Below are 19827 nucleotides of genomic sequence, written 5' to 3'. Positions count from 1 at the left end.
CGGTTCAAAGGACAGTTATCGGGGATGAGGCCCGCTGCCGTCAAGCGGTCACGCCTGAAGGCAGCACACTCGCCTCGAGCATGTGCTTGAGGTCATCACCCTCGATGACCTCTTTTTCAAGGATCTTCTGGGCGATCGTCTCGAGCAACGCCATGTTCTCCCGAAGGATCGCCAGGGCATCGTCATGGGCCTGATCCACGAGCCCGCGAACCTCCTTATCGATGGCCTGAGCAGTGGCGTCGCTCACGGAACGCCTCGGGTTGTTGCCACCCCCCAGGAAACGACCACCACCCTGCTTGTCGTAGGCAAGCGGCCCAAGGGTGTCGCTCATGCCGTAGGTGCCCACCATCTGCTCCGCCAGATCGGTGGCCCGCTGCAGGTCATTCGCAGCCCCTGTGGTGATCTTGCCGAACACAATCTCCTCCGCGGAGCGACCGCCCAGCAGCGTTGCAATCTGACCCTGCAGTTCCTCCTTGGAATTGAGGAAACGCTCCTCTGTGGGCAGCTGCAACGTGTAACCGAGGGCACTCATGCCGCGCGGAACAATCGAGATCTTGGCAACTTTGCTGCCGCCTGGCATGAGGTGACCCACGATCGCGTGGCCCACTTCGTGATACGCGACCACCTTCTTCTCGTCGTCCTGCAACACCCGGCTCTTTTTCTCCAATCCAGCCACCACCCGTTCGATCGCCTCTCCCAGGTCTTGCTGCTCGACGCTGGTGCGCATCGCACGAGCCGCCAGCAAGGCAGCTTCGTTCACCAGGTTGGCGAGATCAGCTCCAGCAAAACCACTGGTGGCCTGGGCAACGCTGTCGAGGTCAACCCCCGGTGCCAACTTCACCTTCTTGGCATAGATCTCGAGGATGGTTTTCCGGCCCGAGAGATCCGGACGGTCGACCAACACCTGACGGTCGAAACGACCGGGGCGCAGCAGCGCAGCATCCAGCACCTCAGGTTGGTTGGTGGCCGCGAGAACAATCACTGGCTTGTCCTGAGCGGTGAAACCATCCATCTCGGTGAGCAGCTGGTTGAGGGTCTGCTCCCGTTCGTCATTGCCTCCGACGACACCCATCGAGCCCGATCGGCTCTTGCCGATGGCATCGAGTTCGTCGATAAAGATGATGCAAGGTGCCTTCTTCTTCGCTTCTTCAAACAGGTCGCGAACGCGGGCGGCACCGGCACCAACGAAGAGCTCCACGAACTCCGAACCGGAGATGATGAAGAACGGCACCTCCGCTTCGCCAGCGACGGCCTTGGACAGGAGGGTCTTGCCAGTGCCAGGGGGGCCGACGAGCAACACGCCTTTTGGAATACGTGCCCCAATCTCGGCATAGCGCTCGGGCCGCTTAAGGAAATCGACAATCTCCGTGAGTTCCTGCTTGGCCTCATCAACACCCGCCACATCAGCGAAGGTGATCCGCGACTCCTCATCGGGCACGTACACCTTGGCTTTGCTCTTGGTGAAGCTCAAAGCTCCCTGCGCTCCACCACCCATCGAACGGCGGGCGAAGAACTGAAGCACCAGGATGAAGATCAAGGGGGGCACCACCCAGCTCAGAATGGTGGTGAAGATGTTGGGCTTCTTCGGGGGTGCTGCAGCGAATTCAACGCCCTTGGTCTCCAGGCGCTGGGGCAGATCCATGTCGAAGATCGGCGTGGTGGCCAGCACCGGAGGCGTGCCCTCTTCGGGATCACTCAGCTCGTAACGGATCTGGTCCTGAGTGATGAACGCCCGCTTCACCGCACCGTCATTGACCTGGTCAATAAACAGCGAGTAAGGCACTCGAGGCACCTGCTGCATGCCATTGCTGGGAATGAAGCTGCTGAGCAACAGCAGCACCCCGAAGCCAATCAGCACCAGATTGATGATCCCGAAGCGGCGGTTCGGCTGGTTGTCGTCCTGGCGGATCGGCATGGATGGCCTGAAGTTCCCGCCACGCTACGAGGGATCTCTTGCAATCAATGGGTGTGAGAACCGAACGGCACCTAGGTTCTGGCCATGTGCGGCCGCTATTGCCTCGAAACGCCTCGCGCTGAACTGCAGCGGGTGCTGAACAGCTGGCTTCGGCCGGACGACAGCGCATGGCTGGCCCACTACGCCCCCCGCGACTTGATCCGACCCCAGGAGCCGGTGCTTGCCGTGCGGCGTGAGCATGGCGAAGACCACCTCTCCCACATGCTTTGGGGTCTGCTGCCGGGCTGGGTCAAGGACCCGCTTCAGGCTCCACGACCGATTAATGCCCGCGCGGAAACCATTGCGGAAAAAGCCTCATTCCGCGGTCCATGGCGTCATCACCGCTGCCTTCTTCCCAGCACGGGTTTTTTTGAGAAGGGACATCTGATCCGTCGCAAAGACCGGCAGCTGTTCTGGCTAGCCGGCATCTGGGATAGATGGATTGGGCCCGATGGCAGTGAAGTGGAGACCTGCTGCGTGATCACGACACGACCGAACAGCATGGTGAAGCCGTTGCACGATCGAATGCCGGTGATCATTCCCGACGGGTTGGAAAGCATCTGGCTGGAACCTGGAGATGGGGCACACCGTCGCGCCCTCGAGCCGATGCTCACGCCATCGCCACCCGACCCATGGGAATGCCGAACGCTGAAGCCAGCATCCAGCAAGAACAACCACCAGCAACTGTCCCTCCTGGAGTGAACAGCGCTTGACAGCCGTCGCTTGTTGCCGACCCTGGGGGGCAGCCGCAGTTGCCAACGTGCTGGTGGGACTGGTTCAGCGAATCCTGCTGCGCGATGGCACACAGCTGAAACTGCTGCTGCTCTGCACCCTGATCGCCACCGTTGGCTTCGCCTTTCCTCGCTTGGACTGGGCGACTTACATCGGCTACACCCTGATTGCCTTACTGCTTACGCAGGTCATGGTGGGGAGCAGCAACGCTCCGGATTGGAGTGATGCTCTGTATCGCGGTCTGGGACTGTTCGCAGTTGCCACGATGTGGCTCTGGCTCCTCACACCCCTGGAGCTGATCTACAGCGGCATGCCGCTGGCCCTGAGCTGGAGCGTGCTGGTGGGCTGGAGCGTGATCCGCCTGGTTACACGCCTCGCCAGCACAAAACGCGTTACCGAAGCGCTGCTGATGGGCGCCACCGCGGGGTATCTGCACATCGGCCTCACCGCAGGGCTTGTGATGAGTGCCCTGGAGACCATCCAACCCGGCAGCTTCGAACCCCTGGACCTGACCAATTTCAGCGATACCAGCGTTCTGGCCAGCGCCCGCATCTTTTCAGCGATCAATTACTTCGCCTTCGTTTGCCTCACCACCGTCGGTTTCGGAGACATCAGTCCGGTGCTGCCCCTCGCTCGAATGGTGAGTGTGGCCACGAGCGTCGCCGGACCGCTCTACCTCGCTGCCGTGATGGGCGTGCTGATCGGCCGCTATGCCAGCAGCCTCGACCGGCAATCCAGAGACCAGTGAGTGCCAGCAGAAATGCAGCCACAGCAATAGTTTTTAGAAACTCAGCGTGACGCTTGAGTTGACTTGAAGCATCAAAAAGGTTGCTCTGGGCACCCACCTGGCAGAAGGAAGTTGGCTGGGCTCCTGAGGCTGGATATATGAGGGAGAAGCGGTTGAGGCATGACTCCGTTGTTTGGGCGGGTGTATTCATCCAATTCTCATCGAATTCACCCCAAATCAGGGAGGAGTTTTTTCATTGCAATTGCGATTATGTCTTCCGTAGCGCAAGCCTCATCCTTGAACCATATTAAATTGTTGAATTCAATCAACCCTTCAGGTCTCGCTGAAAAATTCTCTATCTCATTGATTTTGCTTGCTTTCTTGTCCGTAGTCACAGGGACCAAATCCAAAGCTGTTACTACCATGTCTCAACAGGAGGCAAGTGAAAAAGTGATTTTTCTCGCCGACGCGCTTTGTAAGGCAGCAAAAACGCAGAGACAGATGATGGGAATGTATGGAGGATTATCTGGAGGCAGTGCTAATGGTAGTAGTGCAAGTTCTGCACTCAAATTATTAGACGCCTGGGTAATTAGAAACTATACGGAATTGCGAGCATCGGAAGCAGAGTTTGGCTATTCAATGCAGGAAGTCTGGATTCAGCCAGCGAAGAACAGAATCATGCAAACTTGCTGATAAAGATCACACTCTCTTTCTCCACCAGCAACGGCGGGTTTTTTTCTTGCCTGAGCAGAGAGGGGAACACTCAAGGCAGTCACGACTGACCCATGACCAGCGACACCCGACTTTTCCCTTGGATTCACTAGCTCTTTACTGCAATAGAGAGCCAATTAAATGCTTACTAAAATATATTTATATGTTAAAATCAGATATTTATTTCAATACCAAGATTCGCTTGTTGATTATGGTAATTAATACGGTTCCGAGAGGGTGCTATGAAAATATTCCATGATCGCACCCATTGCCAGGCTTATCGTATTTTGGAACATAGACCGTAATTCATGATACCGCTTTTTGGGTTGACCCTTCTACATTAAGATCTCCTGTCACTGGCTAAATGAAAAATCTTCCTAAGTGGAACGCGAGTGAAGCGCAAATCTTTTTACAGGCTATGAATTCAGTCGGCAGCCTTGATGCCAATGGGAGCCCAGAAGCTATTATCCTTGAATTCATAAAATCAGTCCAAAGCCATGTTCTCCATAGCGATATTGATATTCAATACTTAGAGTCAATAACACCAGCCGCATGCGCAGCACTTATTAAGGACGAAGATAAAAGGGTTCAATTAATACAGATACTGATCTTGTTGCCCTACGTGGATATGAGCCTAAATTCACAAATGATTGACATGGTTGATGAGTATGCAAATGCATTTGGGCTTAATCCAAATACTTTAAGAGACTTGCACAAGGTCAAGGATAATCAGCTAAAGCGTCTTTTATGGGACTATGGACGTCGCTCAATGGATGAATTTCTTGGTTTGAACTCAGCGCCTAAGCTTGTCAAGGGATTTGTCGATGCTATTCATCAATCAGTTGGCGACCCAATATTAGCAAGCAAGTATAAGGGTCTCGTAAATTATCCCGAGGGGAGCCTTGGGCATTCAATTTTTTATTGGTATCGAGATAGGGAATGGCCGTTACCTGGTGAACATAAAAGCATGTCAGAACTCTTGATAAAGCATGACTGCTGTCACATTCTTGGAGGATTCAACACCGATACATATGGCGAAATGAATGTAGCTGCATTTCAAGCAGGACTTTTTAGCGACGGGTTTGGATTTGAATCTTTGCTAGAGGTAATTTTGGATTTTCATCTAGGGAAGAAGTTTTCGACTGTAGGCGATATTATTCCACCATCAACTGGTTCCTTTGTTCCCGATGATGCAATGGCTGGCTATGAAAAAGGGTTATGTTGTAATGTCAATATCATCCAGGACCTTGACTTCTGGTCTGTTGCCAATGTGCAAGTATCTGCTATCAGAGAAAACCTCGGAATTCCGAGAATAGATGGCCCTATTTTGATTAAGCCTTGATTACCGTATCACCATCTCGTGATTATTAAATACCAAACCCAAAATCTCATAAAAGTGTGACCATCCGCCAAAACCCATTGAAATCGAGGTTTTTTCTTTAATCACATCCATGGTCCCGAGAATTTCAATTTTATACCTTGCGCTACTTTTCCTTTAGCTCGCTTGCAAGGCATGGTGCGTCATTGCTTGTGCAGAGCGGGGAACACTCAAGGCAGTCACGACTGACCCATGACCAGCCGCTTGCATCGTGGCTAGTACTGCAGAAGTTCAACTGCTCAATGGCCCTAATGAAGCCAACCACCCTTCTTGGAACACTGATCTTGCTCAGCACCTGGAGCAGTGTGGGCGCCACTGAGGCCGGTACATATTCTGTTCAAAAAACCGACAACAGCATTGAGCAACGCATTGCAGCTGCACAAGGTGACGACAGCTGGTCGCACATGTTGAAGGCAAGGCTGCACCAACCGCTGGAGATCGCTGGGTGGGCTAACGGTGGCTATCGACGTGGCTGGGTTAACGGCGGTGGCGGTGGCTGGCGCAATGGTGGCGGTTTCGCTAATGCCGGGCGCGGTTTCGCTAATGCCGGTGGTGGTGGCTGGCGCAATGGTTCAGGTGCCTGGGGCAACGGTGGCGGGCGACGTGGCTTTGCGAATTGGTAAAACTGCGAGCTATCCATCTCTCGACAAAACCTCATACAAACCGCCCCGCTATGACAGGCGGGGTTTTTTATTGCCTACCTAGATGGGGGATAAAGCCTGCTGAATAAATCACTAGATCGGGGGAGGTGATTCCCAGCTGGAACGGAGATGGTGTGTTCACGGGGGACGACCTCCACAACACCAAAACTCAAATGAAACTCTTCACCGCAATCGCTACCGCTGTTGTTCTCGGCGGTTCACTGATCGCTACTGCAACCCCTACCTCAGCTCAGTACTACGGCGGCGGTTATGGATACAACAACAACACTCGGAACGGATATGGAAATGACCCCTATGCAAGCCCGCGTCGGAATACTTTCACCCAAAAAACCAATGCCTATGGCAGAACGTATATGACCAGCCCAGGCTTCAACCAACAGTGCGCTGGTTATGGCTGCTGAGCAATTCTTGTCGGGAAGCCTGATGCCTATTGGCTGAAAGCAATACAAAACCCGCAAGGGAAAAGCAGGGGGCGTTGTGATTGTCGCTATCCATCTCCCGACAGAACCCTATCCACCATCTAGATAGTCATGATCAACATCGCCGTTATTGCAGCAGTGATTGGGACAACAGAACTGCTCTTCGAACTTCTAGATAACTACGAATGAAAACACCATGACAGGAACCACAGCAAAAGCCCATCTTTATGACCGACTAATGGAACCCCTCAGGGGCTGCAGAGGGCTCAACATCTACCGACACAGCCTATTGAAGCGGGTCATGGAGATGACTGATCTAGAGGTCCGAGAGTGGTTGGACCAGCTGGAACAGCTCCACCAACCGTCCCCCTGATCAGCACCCCATCAGCAAAAAAAGATGGCGGGCTCTGTATATCTACCAAACACTTGACTCATGATGGCTAAAAACAATGACATTCATCCAGCACTAATAATTTCCTGCTTTGTAATGCTCGGAATCACCATTGGTACTGCGGTGGCAATGGAAAAGTTCCCTTTCTCTACAAGCCTAGAAACTACAGAACTTGAAGCAGAAGATTTAGTGTACCGAGGCTCATCATCAGGTTCACTACGTCCTGGAGTTGAGGTTAAGTAGGAAACAGCGATTGTCGCCATCCATCTCCCGACAAAACATTATTCACTAGCAACAAAACAACCATGAGAAGCAACTTCACCTACAAAAAAGACGTCTACTACGGTACGTTCGTTGCAATTGCTCTAGCCATAGCATGCGGATCTGCTGGATGGTGGCATTTCCATCGATTGCCCCATGGCGAGCAACCTCTTAAGGACTTTATCTTCAACGTTCACCGATGAGCACCGGATCTCTTAAAGCCCCGGTATTCGTTTCAATTCAATGAACCATGCCCCGTCAGATAAAGCAGAGAGAGGAAGCTTGCTGCTTATTATTCGCAGCAGTCGCATTGTTGCGAGGTGGTCACCGCGCATTCTTTCAAGGGGACCACTGATACGCAGCTAACGACATTTGAATCCCTAAATACCAGAACTTGAACTCCGCCACTGGGATCTTCAACCAATCCCACAGCGAGCCCAACTAGTTCTTCACCATTGGCATTCGTGTAGTTCAACAGCTCAAGACGTTGAAATTCCTCAGGAGTGGACATGAGCAAAAAATTCTGGAGAGCTGAATAACGCTGAACTGACTCCCCAGCAAAAATTTTGACAAGGGAGTCAGTGGGTTGTTCAGCGTCCAATGGGGCCGTTGCGAGGACCATTGGATGGAGGGGAAACTCCGATACCACCATGGCGATGGCGTGAGGTCAGCGCAGTTGAAATTGAGTTATTAGTGCCGACCAAATGAGATGAGGTCACGGCTCAACCTCAGCACCCCAAGTAGGGTCAGTGCCTTACCAGCCCAACCGCAAAAGCTCTTTCCAGCGTTGCTCTGCAGCATCGCGGGATAAGAGACAAGTCCCTCACCTTCAACCAAGTCGGTGCCTAGAGCTTGCACCGCTTCTTTAGATGCGGTCCCTGCTGGAGCTGCTTCTGCCTGAGGTTGCAGCCAACCATCGTGTAGCAGTGCTGATCGACGCCATAGGTGAAGTGCTGGGAAGTCATGCAACCCACTCCGCCTTTCCAGTTCTGCAGATCTCGCTCATCAACGAAGTCCCACTCCTCCATCACCGCCCAGCGTCAGTACATTAGTACTAGCCGGCGCAGTGGTCGACGGTCAAGCAGTGGAACCAACTGCTCGCAGGCAGCCAGGCACGCCACCCCAACATTCGATGGCTCAGTCCATCAAGGCAATGCGCCTTAATGCCGATGACTTTGTGCCCTAAAGGCACAAAACTGAGTGCATCGAAACCGGAGGAGCCCATGACGGCCGAAACTCCACCCCAGCAGATCAAAGAAGCAGACTGACTTTCTGGCCCCTGCTCCAACAGTCTCAAAAATGACCTGGGTTGGTCGTTTGGTTAGGTACACATCAGATACGTCACGCCAATCGACGCTCCACTTGCATCGTCTCAGGTGCCCTCGGAGAAAACGACCCAACACCTAGAGCAAATGGCCCCAGGGCGCCTCTAGCCAGAAGCTTCGACCCTCTCTCTCTTCAGCAGTGATGGGTTGAACCATGCACAAACGAGCGAGCTAGGCCGTCTCTCCACCGGGAGGGGCGGCCTTCCTCTTTGGGCATTAGATCTTGCGCCTGAAGACAAGGCCGAACAGTAGAGGCAAAAAAGTAACGAGCAATACATAATTCGAGAGCATCTGTAACCGCACGAACACGTTCCATCGGTTACAAAAAGACGGCCATTGGCTCTTCTGTCATGTTCGAAAAGCTTGTTGTTATTCAGCTTGGCGCTCTCCTATTCGCCAACACTCATGATCACGACACGGAATGGGTGAAGTGGGGAGGGATCGTCGTTTCTATTGCAACTGTCGTTGTGGGTGTAGCGACTTAAGGCCGATCGGCCTAATGGTCGACTAACCCTGCATAAGCGAGCTAGGCAGTCTTTCCACCGGGAAGGGCGGCCTTCCTCTTTGAAAAGGCTAGAAATTGTTCCCCTAAGCAGCCTTGCTGTTTTTGCAGGGACGTTCACCTCGCCTCAACTTGAGCCACATCGCTTTCTCCAGAGCCGTGAGCTTTGGAGACGTTTCATGCAAAGCAGCTTGAGCACGTGCCCTGGCCGCAATGATGAAGCGGGCTGTCTTGTCTACCCCGTCGAATGCCATGTCCATAAAGAGGAAGACAGTCGAAAAGTAGAGACCCGAAATGAGCGCGCATCGAATGACAGTGAGCCCTCACTTGAGTGAGTGATCATTGGCTCGAATATCTACAACCCCAAGAAGCTCGCTCCCACCGACCGGCATATTCCAGTCAGTGCCCCGGGATTTAGGCAACGAGAAAAATCGCATAATCCTTGCCAGAACTGACGACAGAGGAGCAATCACTAGTCTTCCGGCATGGACGCATTGCTTCTAGCCACCGATTAGGAACTGGCGCTTTCGCTACCGCCTTCAAGCGATTTCTCCAGCTGATCAACATCCTTCTGCAGTTCCTCGACCCGCTGCTGCAGTTCTTGCTCACGGGCGTGCTCGGCCTCATCCATCTGCTGGCGGCCGCCGTTGAACGGGCCATGGCGATCCGAAACACCACGAGCTTCGATCAGCTCTTGCTGGACGGCGAAGGCTCAACGCTGCATGACCTCATCGCGGATCCGCAAAACACCAACAACCTGGATCAGCTGGATTGGGATCTAGCCGCCGAAGCCATCGAAGCAGTCTTACCCGAAGACGACGAACGCACCGAATGGTTCAAACGCAATCAGCTGCAGGGCGAAACCCTCAAAGCGATGGCGGAAGCCAGCAGTCCGATGGAAAGTCGACCGAGCATCGGACAGGTGCGATTGCGCGAATGATGGCGCGGTTTGTATCGGTCGTCACACAATGACTTCAATCAACGCACCGGCGGCCTGCACCGACGCCATCCTGTTTTCAGCATCTTTTCCCACGCCTCGATGGCGTTGTGCCTGGTGATTACAGGACCGATCGTGATTCAGCCTCGCTTGCTGTTCCTATTGGATATTGAACGCCGCAATGGACAGGCCAAGGCATTAAATGGCTTGTGATTGCCGTCAAAGATGAGTGCGCCGATTGGTTGAGAATGTGCGATGTGGATTTCCATGATTTCTCCAATGACTGAGTAGGTCTAGCGAACCGTTTTGAGCAGTTGGTGCGTCACCTGACACCATTCATCTCACTGGTGGTGAACACAGCCGCCAACCTGTTTTGAGCATCTTGTCCCACGCCTCGATGGCGTTATGCCGAAGCATCCTTCTGCGGGTTTGCGGCACCGGTGGGCATGGTGGAACCCAGCGATAGGTGCGCACCGCAACCCACTGCGCATGGACCGTTGCTGAGTCAGCTTTGAACTGACAAAGCAGCTGTTGTTCAGGACTCACCAGCCAACCCTCACCGCCAGGCTTTTCCTGCGGGGGGTTGGTAGAGCGATCCTTGTTCGCCATGGGGTGGAGTCTGGCCAGCACCCTCGCCAAACTGAAGCGTTGCCAGCGAACGCCCATGCCGATCCCCTGGGGTGATCACCTCGATCTGGCCCGATGTGTGGCCCTGATCGGGGAGGAAGACCTGGGGGAGGCCACCACAATGCTGGGCCGATGCCTGATTCACCTGCAGCGGGACCTGCTGCTCGAGACCTTGCGCGTGCGCACAGAAGAACCGCCCATGGCCCGGCCACGCGCACAAATCTGCGCACATCTACCGGCAGATCAGTTGCAATAACTGAAAAAAGAGGCCGCTATGCCAGCAGCCTCGACCGGCAATCCAGAGACCAGTAAGCACCAGTCAAAATTAGAGATGAATGGGGGTGAGCCAGGCACCAGCCGAGCGAGACGGTCAAGGTCTGGTGACCACCACGGCCCGTCGGCAGAAGAAACCGGCCCGAACCGATGTGGAGGGGATCCTCGGTCAGGGCGAACCGTCCAAGTTGACTAGCCGTAGGGTCCAAAGCGCGTCGCACAGGCGGCACCACACTGCGCACCCAAAGCGATGGCCTTCGCCAAGGACCATCGCGCGGCAAGGCCGGTGACCACCCCCGCCGCAAAGCTGTCTCCGCAGCCATAGCTCTCCACCACTGGCCCTGGGAGTGGCGCTGGGTCATAGCGCCCGCCAGGACGACTGAGGCCCCCTGCGGCACCCTCCGTGCGAATCAACGTGTGGGGAGCTGGGTTCAACTGCTCCGGCTCCACCCGCTCACCCGGATCAAGCCCACTGCCAATCAGGGCGTCGAGGGACACCTTGGCCTGTTGAAGCACAGGCAAACGAACCCGCGGAGTCGCGGCAAGGACTGCAGCAGAGCGGCAGGCTTTCAACAGAGGGGCGTCAGCTGCCGTGACGAAGAGGCCGTCGCACTCGCCCAGGGTCTCCCAGGGCAGGTCATCGTCGAGTGATGGGGTCAGCCGCTCGCCGATCACGGTGATCGCCCGATCCCCCTCACCATCGACCAAGCTCAGGCCCCGCCTGGTTTGCGCCTCCCTCCAGGCGACATGCACCTCAAGGCCCAGATGTTCGAGCCGCTTAACGCAGGCTTCGCCGACCGAATCACGGCCTAGGGCCGTAAAGAACTGGACGGGCTGCTGCTGCAACCGTGCCATCTGCACAGCAACGACAGCACCACCGCCGGCGGGTTCCTGCAGGGTCCGCAGGGCGTGACCAATGGCCCCGGGTCGGGGCAATTGATCCACCGCCAGAAATTCCACCCACTCGACATGGCCGACGACGGCCAAGCGCAAGGGCGGCAGGGCTGAGGCGGAAGACAACGGCAGTCCCAGACGACTGGACCCCCATCTTCTCTGGTGATGCAGCCCGAATCACAAGAGAGGATGGGGTGAGGGATGGGTCGTGCTGCCCTCTTGCGCGTCAGATGTAAGCCGATAGGCAGGTTGATCTGCACATGGACCGGGCGTGATGAACCGGCTTTTATGCGCCTATCGAACTTTCTCTTACTGGTGCTTGGATGCTCCGATGGGGCAATGTGACACAGCCATTTGCCTCATGATTGCTGCTATTGCGGTCTGATTGTTGAATGCGCGATAGACAGAGAGCTGTTTGCTCAATTCGTGGCATGTCTTCTGTTGGGAGTCCATGAGTAAACCCTTGGCACAGAAATCATGGCCTCAGTAAGCATGGGGTAAATGTGCCAAATGCCACAAAATGAAATTGACGTGCGTCGAAGGCTTCAATGGCCAGACTAAGCATTAATGCTCCTAAAAGTTTTGTGTGATCAATGATGCAGAACCACCGCAATCAGCTTATTAAGGTTTAGTTGGCAAGCGAGATGGCCATGGGATTTACTATTCCAACGTTCTCAATCGGAGTCGTTTTGTATATCTTCTTTCACTTTTTACTGGGTGGTGTATTCAGCTAGTTCACGCAGCCTGGCTTGATTAATCAGACCTTGAGCGCTGCCACGAGGTCTGCCGTCGCGTTGGCTTTGGCAACCGATTGGCGCAAAGAAGAGCGACCGCCCAATCAACCCCAGGAGATTGGGCGGTTCACCCCCTCTCGTCGGGCGTGGAACAACCCGGCTTTCAGGATTTCGCTTCCTGACGATTCAATGCTTGTCAGAAAAGAACGCACCTGTGCTCTATATGCGGCATCCGCATGGCAGCATCAGCCTTGGTTCTGAGGGGTGTTCCCGTAGAAGATTCCAGCGACAACCAATATCAAGCCAGCGAGGGGCAAAACGAACAGAACCATTCCCCAGGGATTCAAGAGGATTCAAGAGGAACACGCTGTGAGCGGATCGCCCTGGCAAATATTACTTTTAAAAGTACATGGCCCGGAGTCTGGCTGAATCAGTCAGTCGCTTACTGCAACAGGACGGAACCACATCACTGAGCGATAAGCAATGCGGTTCCGCCACCGGTAGCCCTGCATTCATAACCACCGGCTCTTCATTCTTATCCCTGGCAATTGCCGGAATTACGCGTCACTTACTACAGAACGCAACCTTTTAAATAGACCTTCTCCAAGCCCTAACCAAAAGCAGGGGCATAGAGGTATGGGGTGGAGGATTGACGACACTGCTAAGAAGGGTCGTCAACGCTGAGTTTCCCCACTCAGGCTCCACCGAGTCAAAGATGGCTCAAAAGACCTGATAAGTCAGTGCTGTGGCTGAAATCTGAGGAGATATGGCTATCGGCGGGACAGATTGTGTTTTTGGGGGTGATTGTTCCTAGACAATCGTCATCAGGGTCGAATTCGACAGAAGTTGGGCCGCAGAGATGCAAGCCATGGCTGAGCAAAGCCGTTTGCATGCGGACTGCAGCGGCTTTGTACCCACGGGAACGGATCAGCGTCTAGGGCCTTAGGCCGTTGCTTTGACGACGAAAGCCATAACAAGCACTGCAATCGCAACGGTTCCACTGAAGTAAGCAACGTTCGTGTGGAGTCCTTTCATGCAGCCTCTGGGGTTTGCATGAGTCTGCTGTTTTTTTCTCTCGCCGGTGGCTAAGGCTTAATGCCTAAATCCTCCTCAACGAGGAAGGCCGCCCTTCCCGATGGAAAGACGGCCTAGCTCGCTCGTTTGTGCATGTTGAACCCGTGAGTTGTTCAGGGGTTGAGAGGCCAGCCCACCTACGACAGGAATGGGGTGACCTCTCCTATTGCTCGCTTCCGACACCCCCGCTTTCCCAAGACAGGGGCCATGCCGCATGCCATTGCTGGCGAGAGGCGAAGTGTCGGGCTCTTCAAGCGTCTGGGGCCAAGGTTCCAGGTGGTGGACTCTCTGACTCTGGTGAGTGCCCCCCGGCGAGACGGTGCCGGGATTTAGGGCAAGCCCATGGATGGTGAGAAAACCTGTGGAGCAGTGGCTTGAAAAGTCAGGCGACTTCTGCGTTTTGCTGCGGTGGAGTGTCGGCCGTCATGGGCTCCTCCGATCTCAATGAACACACTCTCGTCAGCGGTGCAGGGTCTGGCAATCAGCTGTCGTGCTTATTGCCTTCTGAGGCTGATCGAACGATTGTGGGGATGGCGTGCCAAGCCCAGTTTCCGGTCAACACTGACGAGGCAGAGACGTCGTCAGCCTGCAGGCCATGCCACGCATGGACGACGCCACATGTAGAAACACCCCGACAGAGAAGCCGGTCGGCTAGGGATGCCTGGTGAGCCCTGTAGCCATCGTGCTTGCCCAGAAAACCCCTTGGACAAAGACGGGATTTATGACCCCAAACCCTGTGCTGATGATGGTCATGCCGGGAATAACAAATCTTGCTCTAGCTATGGCTATAGCCACTTATTCGCAGCAACCACCTTGTTGCAAGGGGATCACTGTTACGTCGTTGACGACATTTGAATCAATTAGTACCCGTACTTGAACGCCACCATTGGGCTCTTGGCCTAATTCCACAGCAAGCCCAACGAGTTCTTCACCGTCAGGTCGCGTGTAACTCAACAGCTCAACCCGAGCAGGTTCTTTGGCAATGGACATCAGCATCTCTAAAAGCAGTTCAACGCTGATCTGACTCCCTGCATCGTCAGAAGGGAGTCAGTGGTGTTACCAGCGCCCAATGGCTGTGGATCCATTGGATGGAGGTCTTGGGGACTCCAAATTCACCTTGACGGCGACCATAGGGACAGCACCGTTCAAATGAGTCACTGGCAGCGACCAAATGAGCTGCAGGAGAGTTGTGGCGCTCTTCACCACCAATCCAGTGACCATTAAAAAACCCCATCTTTCGACGGGGTGAAGAGTGAATGCAAAGCGTGAACGCAAAACGTGCATTCAACCCATTTCTCTTCCCCACAGGAATCAATGGAGCCCAGCCAACTTGCTTACACCAGTCATACTTTCACCTCACGGAAGTTGGTGGAGTAAGGGAAGCGGTAGCCAAGCTCCATCTCCTCCAGCTGTTCTTCAGCCAGATAAAGGCTGCGGGTGAAGAAGCACAAATTCTCGCTATTACACACCAAAAATTTACCGTCGTCGATTCTTTGAATGGACGAACCTCGTGGGGTCTGAGCAATCAGATCTTCTGAAGCCATTGAACTTGCCAAGAAAGCCCCTTTGTCATGGCTTTAATCATCAAAGCCATGGCGTTACAACGCTCACAGTTCGCCAATTTTCCAGCCTATGAAGACCAGCCCCATAGGTGCGACAAAGAGAATTCAGCGAACTATTGGTAGCAATAGATACTCAAGTTAAGCATTGAGAAGAATTTCTTAGCATCACCAGCAAATAAGCTAAAAACAGTCTCACCGAAAATAGGCAGCATGAAGTGGCTTCTCTCAAAACTAGGGCTGTTAAGACAAGAAAAAAACACCCAAACCTTGAAGAGAGACGTCTCCTTCCTCAAAGCCTCGGCCAAGTCCAATACAATTAGTTGCGAATGGGGCTTGAGAAAGCAGACGCAGCAATTAATAAGTCAGAACCAAGGCACGACGTTAATGATAAGAATCAGAGATGCATCAGGCGATGGAACTATTGCTAACAAATCCATTGAAATTGGACGTCATGCCACGCAAGCCCAGATCGACACCCCTTTTCCAAATGGCCTAATCCTTCTCGAGCTTGGCTACAAAACACCGGAAGGCGACTTCATTACCCTTGAATATAGATTTATAGACCTTGGACCTAAAAAATGCACGACGCCGGAATTAACGAATTGGTTTACGAATGAATCAAAGAATATTCACCAAGAAATGTACGACTTAGCGACCCGAGGAGTGACACTTGGAGGATCCGAGCGAATAAGAGTCGATCAGCAAACCATCAGCCAATAGCCATAACTATGCGAAACCTCGCCATGACAACCGCCCCATAACAACCGCGTGCACGAGGCTTTGGGAGTCAGTCAGATCCAAACCCTTTCTTGGGGGCTTTGCTGATCTGAGGCCTAGGCTTATTACTTTTTGACATCACAACTGCATCATCCTTGAATATCTTACCTTCAATCCAAACCGTCAACGCATAAACAAGTATAAGCGCTGGAACAAGAATTAGCCATTCGTTCTGAAATTCGTAAGGAATTTGTCTAACACCAAATACAGTTAGATACCCTGTAGCCAGCGTGAGAATGAGGCGTCGAATGGTGCCAGAGTTCAACTGTTTCAAGCCAGATCCTTAATGCTACCAACTAGATCCAACCTCAGCATCTATCTATCTCTGATCTCATATTAATTTCATTTTCCGTGAATCAACTCGCCTAAACCCTGCACATTCCTGGAATGTCATCACTGAAATCAGCTCTGCCCACTTTTAATTGCTTAATCTGCTCCAAAGCAGGCATTACTGCTGCATTCATATGGCTTCAACTTGAAGTCACATTTTGAGCCTTCACTCTTTTCACTTACTGACTTAGAAGCAAATCTTCCCCAAGCAAGTTAATCATTAGGCATTTCCCACTCCATTACTGGGTTGTGCTCAGCAAGCCGCGTCAAAAACTTCTCATTTCTCTTCACGAGATTTTTTCACGGCTAAGCCGGCTTCAACCGCTGTTCCAGCCGCCAGAGCGATGAATCCAACCAGGCCAACCAATTGGTTTTGAATGTCCTGGGCACCCTCTGCTCCTTGGCCAAGCACTGCCCCAAGCACGAACCAGGTCGTGGCCAGAGCAGATGTAATCCAGTAGGCCTTCCAGCGGCGCTGGTACAGGTACCCGGCGCCTAAACCCGGCACCACGTTCAAGGTGACGGCCACCCAGCCTGCTGATGCGGCGAGGATCTCTCTCTTGGTGGGGGCCATAACGCCAAATGTTTCTAACTATCTTTGCGGGCTTCGACGCCTGCCGTGCCTCGCGGCGCCCTTAACCGGGAACGCGACCTGCTGCTGGAGATCTGGCGTGTGCGCACGGAAGAGCAACCGATGCCTCAGCTATGCGCACAGACTCCGACAGATCAGCTGCAATAACTAGAGAACAAGGCCGCTACGCCAAAAGCCTTGAACGCTGGCAAACAAAACAAAAACGAATCAACTTGAAACTCAGAGAGTGGACTCACAGACAAGACCCAGTCAAAAGACATCCACCTCAATCACCTCAAGAGCTATCAACATCGATCGCTATACAAGGGCTGCCAATCCCACGCCATAAAGAATTCCACTGCACAGCAGACCCAGGAGCCAAGCCACGGATCGAGCGATGGGAACATTGAAGAGATAGGCACTGATGTAAGCAACACGTAGCGCTGGATGCGCCAAAGCCACCGCAACGGTGATGGACGGAAGGGTTTGTCCGTTCAAAACAGCAACAACAGCAAGCAGTGCCGCAGGTGCATGGATCGTGAAGGCTTCAAAACTGTTTTGCTGTGCCCAACTAGCACGCTTTCCCCACGCCGGAAAACGATCAAACATGGAACGAAGAGCCGCCAGATCCTTGATTTCAAGCCTTGCGCTGAATCGAGCGATGTAGAGGAGGAGGATGCTGATCAGCAGCGTGGCGAACGACAGCACCAACGACCACAGATAAGGCGCGGCACTCGCAACAGTCGATTGCGACAAATCAGAAATCAACATTCACAAATCAAGCCTTCTTCAATGCTAAAGACTTTAGGCTCAAAAGCAACTTAATTTGATGTCTGACGAAGGCTTGCGATGAACGCCGCCACGCAAATACCCCATATCACTCCTTTAACAATAATCCCATTAATATCTTCAATGGGATGATCTGGCCGAAAAGTCGCCCCACGAAGATATGCTTCTAAGTGCGCAAAGAAGGGCACGAACATTCCTCCTGCCGAATATCCCCAAGCACCAGCCAAATAAATCGTGGACTGTGCAAGCTTGGCAGTGCATGCGGCAGCAGCAAGGATCAGCAAAACTCCCGACCCATAATCCTCAAGCATCGTTGTTGCATTGATCGCAAAATAATCAAGGCCTCGACGTGCTGTTTCTCCAAGAATAAATATTGTTCCCATGGCGTAGGCCATGGCCTGAGTGCCCTTCATACATTCATTTGATTCAAATTTCATTCTGAGGGCTGATGCCGAATTGTGCATGCAGCTCACGTTGCACAGCTGCATCGTTCGAGAACAATCCGATCGTTCCCTGAACTAGAGACCCAAAGTTGTTCATCACCTGAGGGGAAGACTCACTGAAGAGGAATGGATTCAGGAGCTGCTGCGCCAACGCAGCAACCAGTCCTGCCCCAGCGGCTCGCACTGGTGCCATCCCCCTTGAAACACCTCATCCATGGCGCTGAAGTCCAGCTCCCCCAGAGGAGTGCGGGCTGCTGTGCCCCCCATCAGCTTCGGTGCCACCACCGCCGCAATCTCCTGCACACAGCCCTGTCGGATCGCCGCGGCCGCCAACTCGGGGCCGCATTCCCACAGCACTTGGTTGCAACCGCGCTGCGCCAGGGCCTCCATCAGCTGCAACGGATCACAGACCGAAAGCCCAAGCCCCTCTGGGCCGCATGGCAGACGATTGGGATCAGCATCGGGCCCATGGGCCACCAGGGTCGGAGCCACCGCGGTGTTCCAGAGCTGCGCCTGATCCGGTAAGTCCAAACTGCGGCTCAGTACCACCCGCAGCGGTTCCGGTGAACGCCTGCCCCGGCTGGTGAGTAACGGATCATCGACGCGAACCGTGCCGCCCCCCACGATCACAGCATCCATGCCACTGCGCAGCAGATGCACCCAATCACGCGCCGGCGGGCCGCTGATCCATTGGCTAGCGCCATTGGGCAAGGCGGTGCGGCCATCCAGGCTCATGGCCCACTTCAGAATCCCGAAAGGCCTGCCGGTGCGCAAGCGATGCAGGAAAGCCCTGTTCTGCTGCAGGGCCTCGTCGCGCAGCACTCCGCTGATCACCTCCAGGCCAGCCTCACGCAGTTGGCGAATCCCCCCCCCATCCACACGAGGGTCTGGATCCTCAAGAGCAACCACAACACGACGGATACCGGCTTGCACCACCGCCTCACTGCAGGGGGGAGTGCGGCCGTGATGGCAGCAAGGTTCCAAGGTCACCACAAGGGTCCCTCCACGTGCCGCAGCGCCGGCTTGCAGCAGGGCACCCACCTCGGCATGGGCTTCACCGGCCCGCGCATGAAACCCCTCGCCGACGAGACGCCCATCCCGATCCAGAACCACAGCCCCCACCAGGGGATTGGGGCTGGTATGACCTTGGGCAAGGGCAGCCAGGGCCAGCGCCCGCCGCATCCAGATCTCCCACATCAGCTGAGGGGAAGTTCCTGCAGCGAGCGCCATTCACCAACGACGTAGGGAGGTACGGGCAACTCGGTGAAGACTCCCGGCAACGCCAAGCGAAGCGGCCGATTGTTGCTGAGATCGTTCAGCAAGGGATCGAGGGCAAATTCAGCCGCCGCCTCACGACCATCCGTGGCCAGCACCGGATTGGCCATGGTGATGTCATCCAGCAGCCATTCGCGTCGACCCGCCAGCACCTGAAGACCCACCGGGTGATCCAGACGCAATCTTCCGGGATAGCCCACAACGCGCAAGACGACTGGCTGACCAGGAGGCCCCTCGCGATAGGCCACCGCCTGCCAGCTGTCGTAATCGAGATCCCGCAGGCTCTCCAGAGAGCGCACCATGGCGACACCGGTCTCACTCTCGTGTTGGTGAACCTGGGCCCAGGCCATCCCTGGCGTGAGCAACAACAGCCCTAGAGCGGCCATCAGACAACACAGGAGACGGCGCATACCGGAAAAATCAGTCAGAGAATTCTCACAACAAATCATCCCAACAGGTGAGTTTGACCAACAATTGAC

The 19827-nt window shown here is 54.2% G+C and carries 21 protein-coding genes; 9 read left to right on the top strand and 12 right to left on the bottom strand.

Annotated features, from left to right (window positions below; genetic code table 11):
- Positions 1-40: 40 nt before the first annotated feature.
- Positions 41-1915 carry an ATP-dependent zinc metalloprotease FtsH gene (gene ftsH / locus FZX13_RS01125; RefSeq protein WP_186571798.1) on the bottom strand — a complete coding sequence of 625 codons (1875 nt, stop codon included), beginning with the start codon at positions 1913-1915 and terminating at the stop codon, positions 41-43.
- A gap of 84 nt (positions 1916-1999) precedes the next feature.
- Between ftsH and FZX13_RS01120 the strand changes: the two genes are divergently transcribed.
- From FZX13_RS01120 to FZX13_RS01085, 7 genes are all read left to right on the top strand, one after another.
- Positions 2000-2656, top strand: coding sequence for an SOS response-associated peptidase (locus FZX13_RS01120; RefSeq protein WP_226406522.1), 657 nt, complete (start codon positions 2000-2002; stop codon positions 2654-2656).
- 82 nt (positions 2657-2738) lie between these two features.
- Entirely contained in the window at positions 2739-3434 is a 696-nt protein-coding gene (locus FZX13_RS01115; protein WP_370630786.1) for a potassium channel family protein, read from the top strand.
- Between the two features lie 159 nt (positions 3435-3593).
- Positions 3594-4106 (top strand): hypothetical protein, encoded by a 513-nt coding sequence (locus FZX13_RS01110; RefSeq protein ID WP_226406520.1) that lies wholly within the window; start codon positions 3594-3596, stop codon positions 4104-4106.
- Between the two features lie 382 nt (positions 4107-4488).
- Positions 4489-5466 carry a hypothetical protein gene (locus tag FZX13_RS01105; RefSeq protein ID WP_226406518.1) on the top strand — a complete coding sequence of 326 codons (978 nt, stop codon included), beginning with the start codon at positions 4489-4491 and terminating at the stop codon, positions 5464-5466.
- 287 nt (positions 5467-5753) lie between these two features.
- The gene (locus FZX13_RS01100; protein WP_226406516.1) at positions 5754-6125 is read left to right on the top strand and encodes a hypothetical protein; all 372 of its coding nucleotides are present in this window, start codon (positions 5754-5756) and stop codon (positions 6123-6125) included.
- Positions 6126-6250: 125 nt separating this feature from the next.
- Entirely contained in the window at positions 6251-6565 is a 315-nt protein-coding gene (locus FZX13_RS01095) for a hypothetical protein (RefSeq protein WP_226406505.1), read from the top strand.
- Positions 6566-9504: 2939 nt separating this feature from the next.
- Positions 9505-10002 carry a hypothetical protein gene (locus FZX13_RS01085; protein ID WP_226406501.1) on the top strand — a complete coding sequence of 166 codons (498 nt, stop codon included), beginning with the start codon at positions 9505-9507 and terminating at the stop codon, positions 10000-10002.
- A 38-nt stretch (positions 10003-10040) separates the two neighbouring features.
- Here the strand turns inward: FZX13_RS01085 and FZX13_RS01080 are convergent, their stop codons facing one another.
- Together FZX13_RS01080 and FZX13_RS01075 are read right to left on the bottom strand one after the other, a co-directional pair.
- Complete coding sequence (locus FZX13_RS01080) at positions 10041-10121, bottom strand: DUF1651 domain-containing protein (protein ID WP_226397919.1); 81 nt, start codon at positions 10119-10121, stop codon at positions 10041-10043.
- A 214-nt stretch (positions 10122-10335) separates the two neighbouring features.
- Positions 10336-10608, bottom strand: a complete 273-nt coding sequence (locus tag FZX13_RS01075; protein ID WP_226408190.1) for a DUF1651 domain-containing protein — start codon at positions 10606-10608, stop codon at positions 10336-10338.
- 55 nt (positions 10609-10663) lie between these two features.
- Between FZX13_RS01075 and FZX13_RS01070 the strand changes: the two genes are divergently transcribed.
- Positions 10664-10882, top strand: a complete 219-nt coding sequence (locus FZX13_RS01070; protein WP_226406500.1) for a hypothetical protein — start codon at positions 10664-10666, stop codon at positions 10880-10882.
- Positions 10883-11091: 209 nt separating this feature from the next.
- Here FZX13_RS01070 and FZX13_RS01065 read toward each other — a convergent pair whose 3' ends face one another.
- From FZX13_RS01065 to FZX13_RS12865, 3 genes are all read right to left on the bottom strand, one after another.
- Positions 11092-11925, bottom strand: a complete 834-nt coding sequence (locus tag FZX13_RS01065; protein WP_226408188.1) for a PfkB family carbohydrate kinase — start codon at positions 11923-11925, stop codon at positions 11092-11094.
- Between the two features lie 2471 nt (positions 11926-14396).
- The gene (locus FZX13_RS01060) at positions 14397-14597 is read right to left on the bottom strand and encodes a hypothetical protein (protein ID WP_115092853.1); all 201 of its coding nucleotides are present in this window, start codon (positions 14595-14597) and stop codon (positions 14397-14399) included.
- A 347-nt stretch (positions 14598-14944) separates the two neighbouring features.
- Positions 14945-15070, bottom strand: a complete 126-nt coding sequence (locus FZX13_RS12865) for a hypothetical protein (RefSeq protein ID WP_255617889.1) — start codon at positions 15068-15070, stop codon at positions 14945-14947.
- A 303-nt stretch (positions 15071-15373) separates the two neighbouring features.
- On the opposite strand from FZX13_RS12865, the gene FZX13_RS01055 reads away from it, so the two are divergent.
- Positions 15374-15883, top strand: a complete 510-nt coding sequence (locus FZX13_RS01055; protein WP_226406499.1) for a hypothetical protein — start codon at positions 15374-15376, stop codon at positions 15881-15883.
- A 67-nt stretch (positions 15884-15950) separates the two neighbouring features.
- Here the strand turns inward: FZX13_RS01055 and FZX13_RS01050 are convergent, their stop codons facing one another.
- From FZX13_RS01050 to FZX13_RS01025, 6 genes are all read right to left on the bottom strand, one after another.
- On the bottom strand, positions 15951-16205 hold the full coding sequence (locus FZX13_RS01050; protein WP_226406498.1) for a hypothetical protein: 255 nt from the start codon (positions 16203-16205) through the stop codon (positions 15951-15953).
- A 342-nt stretch (positions 16206-16547) separates the two neighbouring features.
- Positions 16548-16844, bottom strand: a complete 297-nt coding sequence (locus FZX13_RS01045) for a hypothetical protein (protein WP_226406497.1) — start codon at positions 16842-16844, stop codon at positions 16548-16550.
- Positions 16845-17159: 315 nt separating this feature from the next.
- Positions 17160-17612, bottom strand: a complete 453-nt coding sequence (locus FZX13_RS01040; protein ID WP_226406496.1) for an MAPEG family protein — start codon at positions 17610-17612, stop codon at positions 17160-17162.
- 50 nt (positions 17613-17662) lie between these two features.
- Positions 17663-18094 (bottom strand): hypothetical protein, encoded by a 432-nt coding sequence (locus FZX13_RS01035; RefSeq protein WP_226406494.1) that lies wholly within the window; start codon positions 18092-18094, stop codon positions 17663-17665.
- Positions 18095-18205: 111 nt separating this feature from the next.
- Positions 18206-19270 carry a bifunctional diaminohydroxyphosphoribosylaminopyrimidine deaminase/5-amino-6-(5-phosphoribosylamino)uracil reductase RibD gene (gene ribD / locus FZX13_RS01030; RefSeq protein ID WP_226408186.1) on the bottom strand — a complete coding sequence of 355 codons (1065 nt, stop codon included), beginning with the start codon at positions 19268-19270 and terminating at the stop codon, positions 18206-18208.
- Positions 19270-19758 carry a DUF3122 domain-containing protein gene (locus FZX13_RS01025; RefSeq protein ID WP_115092858.1) on the bottom strand — a complete coding sequence of 163 codons (489 nt, stop codon included), beginning with the start codon at positions 19756-19758 and terminating at the stop codon, positions 19270-19272. Before FZX13_RS01025 ends, ribD begins: the two co-directional genes overlap by 1 nt.
- Positions 19759-19827 lie beyond the last annotated feature (69 nt).

It is taken from the genome of Synechococcus sp. MU1625, assembly GCF_020514205.1.
Taxonomy (GTDB): domain Bacteria; phylum Cyanobacteriota; class Cyanobacteriia; order PCC-6307; family Cyanobiaceae; genus Parasynechococcus.
The sequence above is the reverse complement of the archived record's forward strand: the minus strand, read 5'-3'. Positions and strand labels throughout refer to the sequence as shown.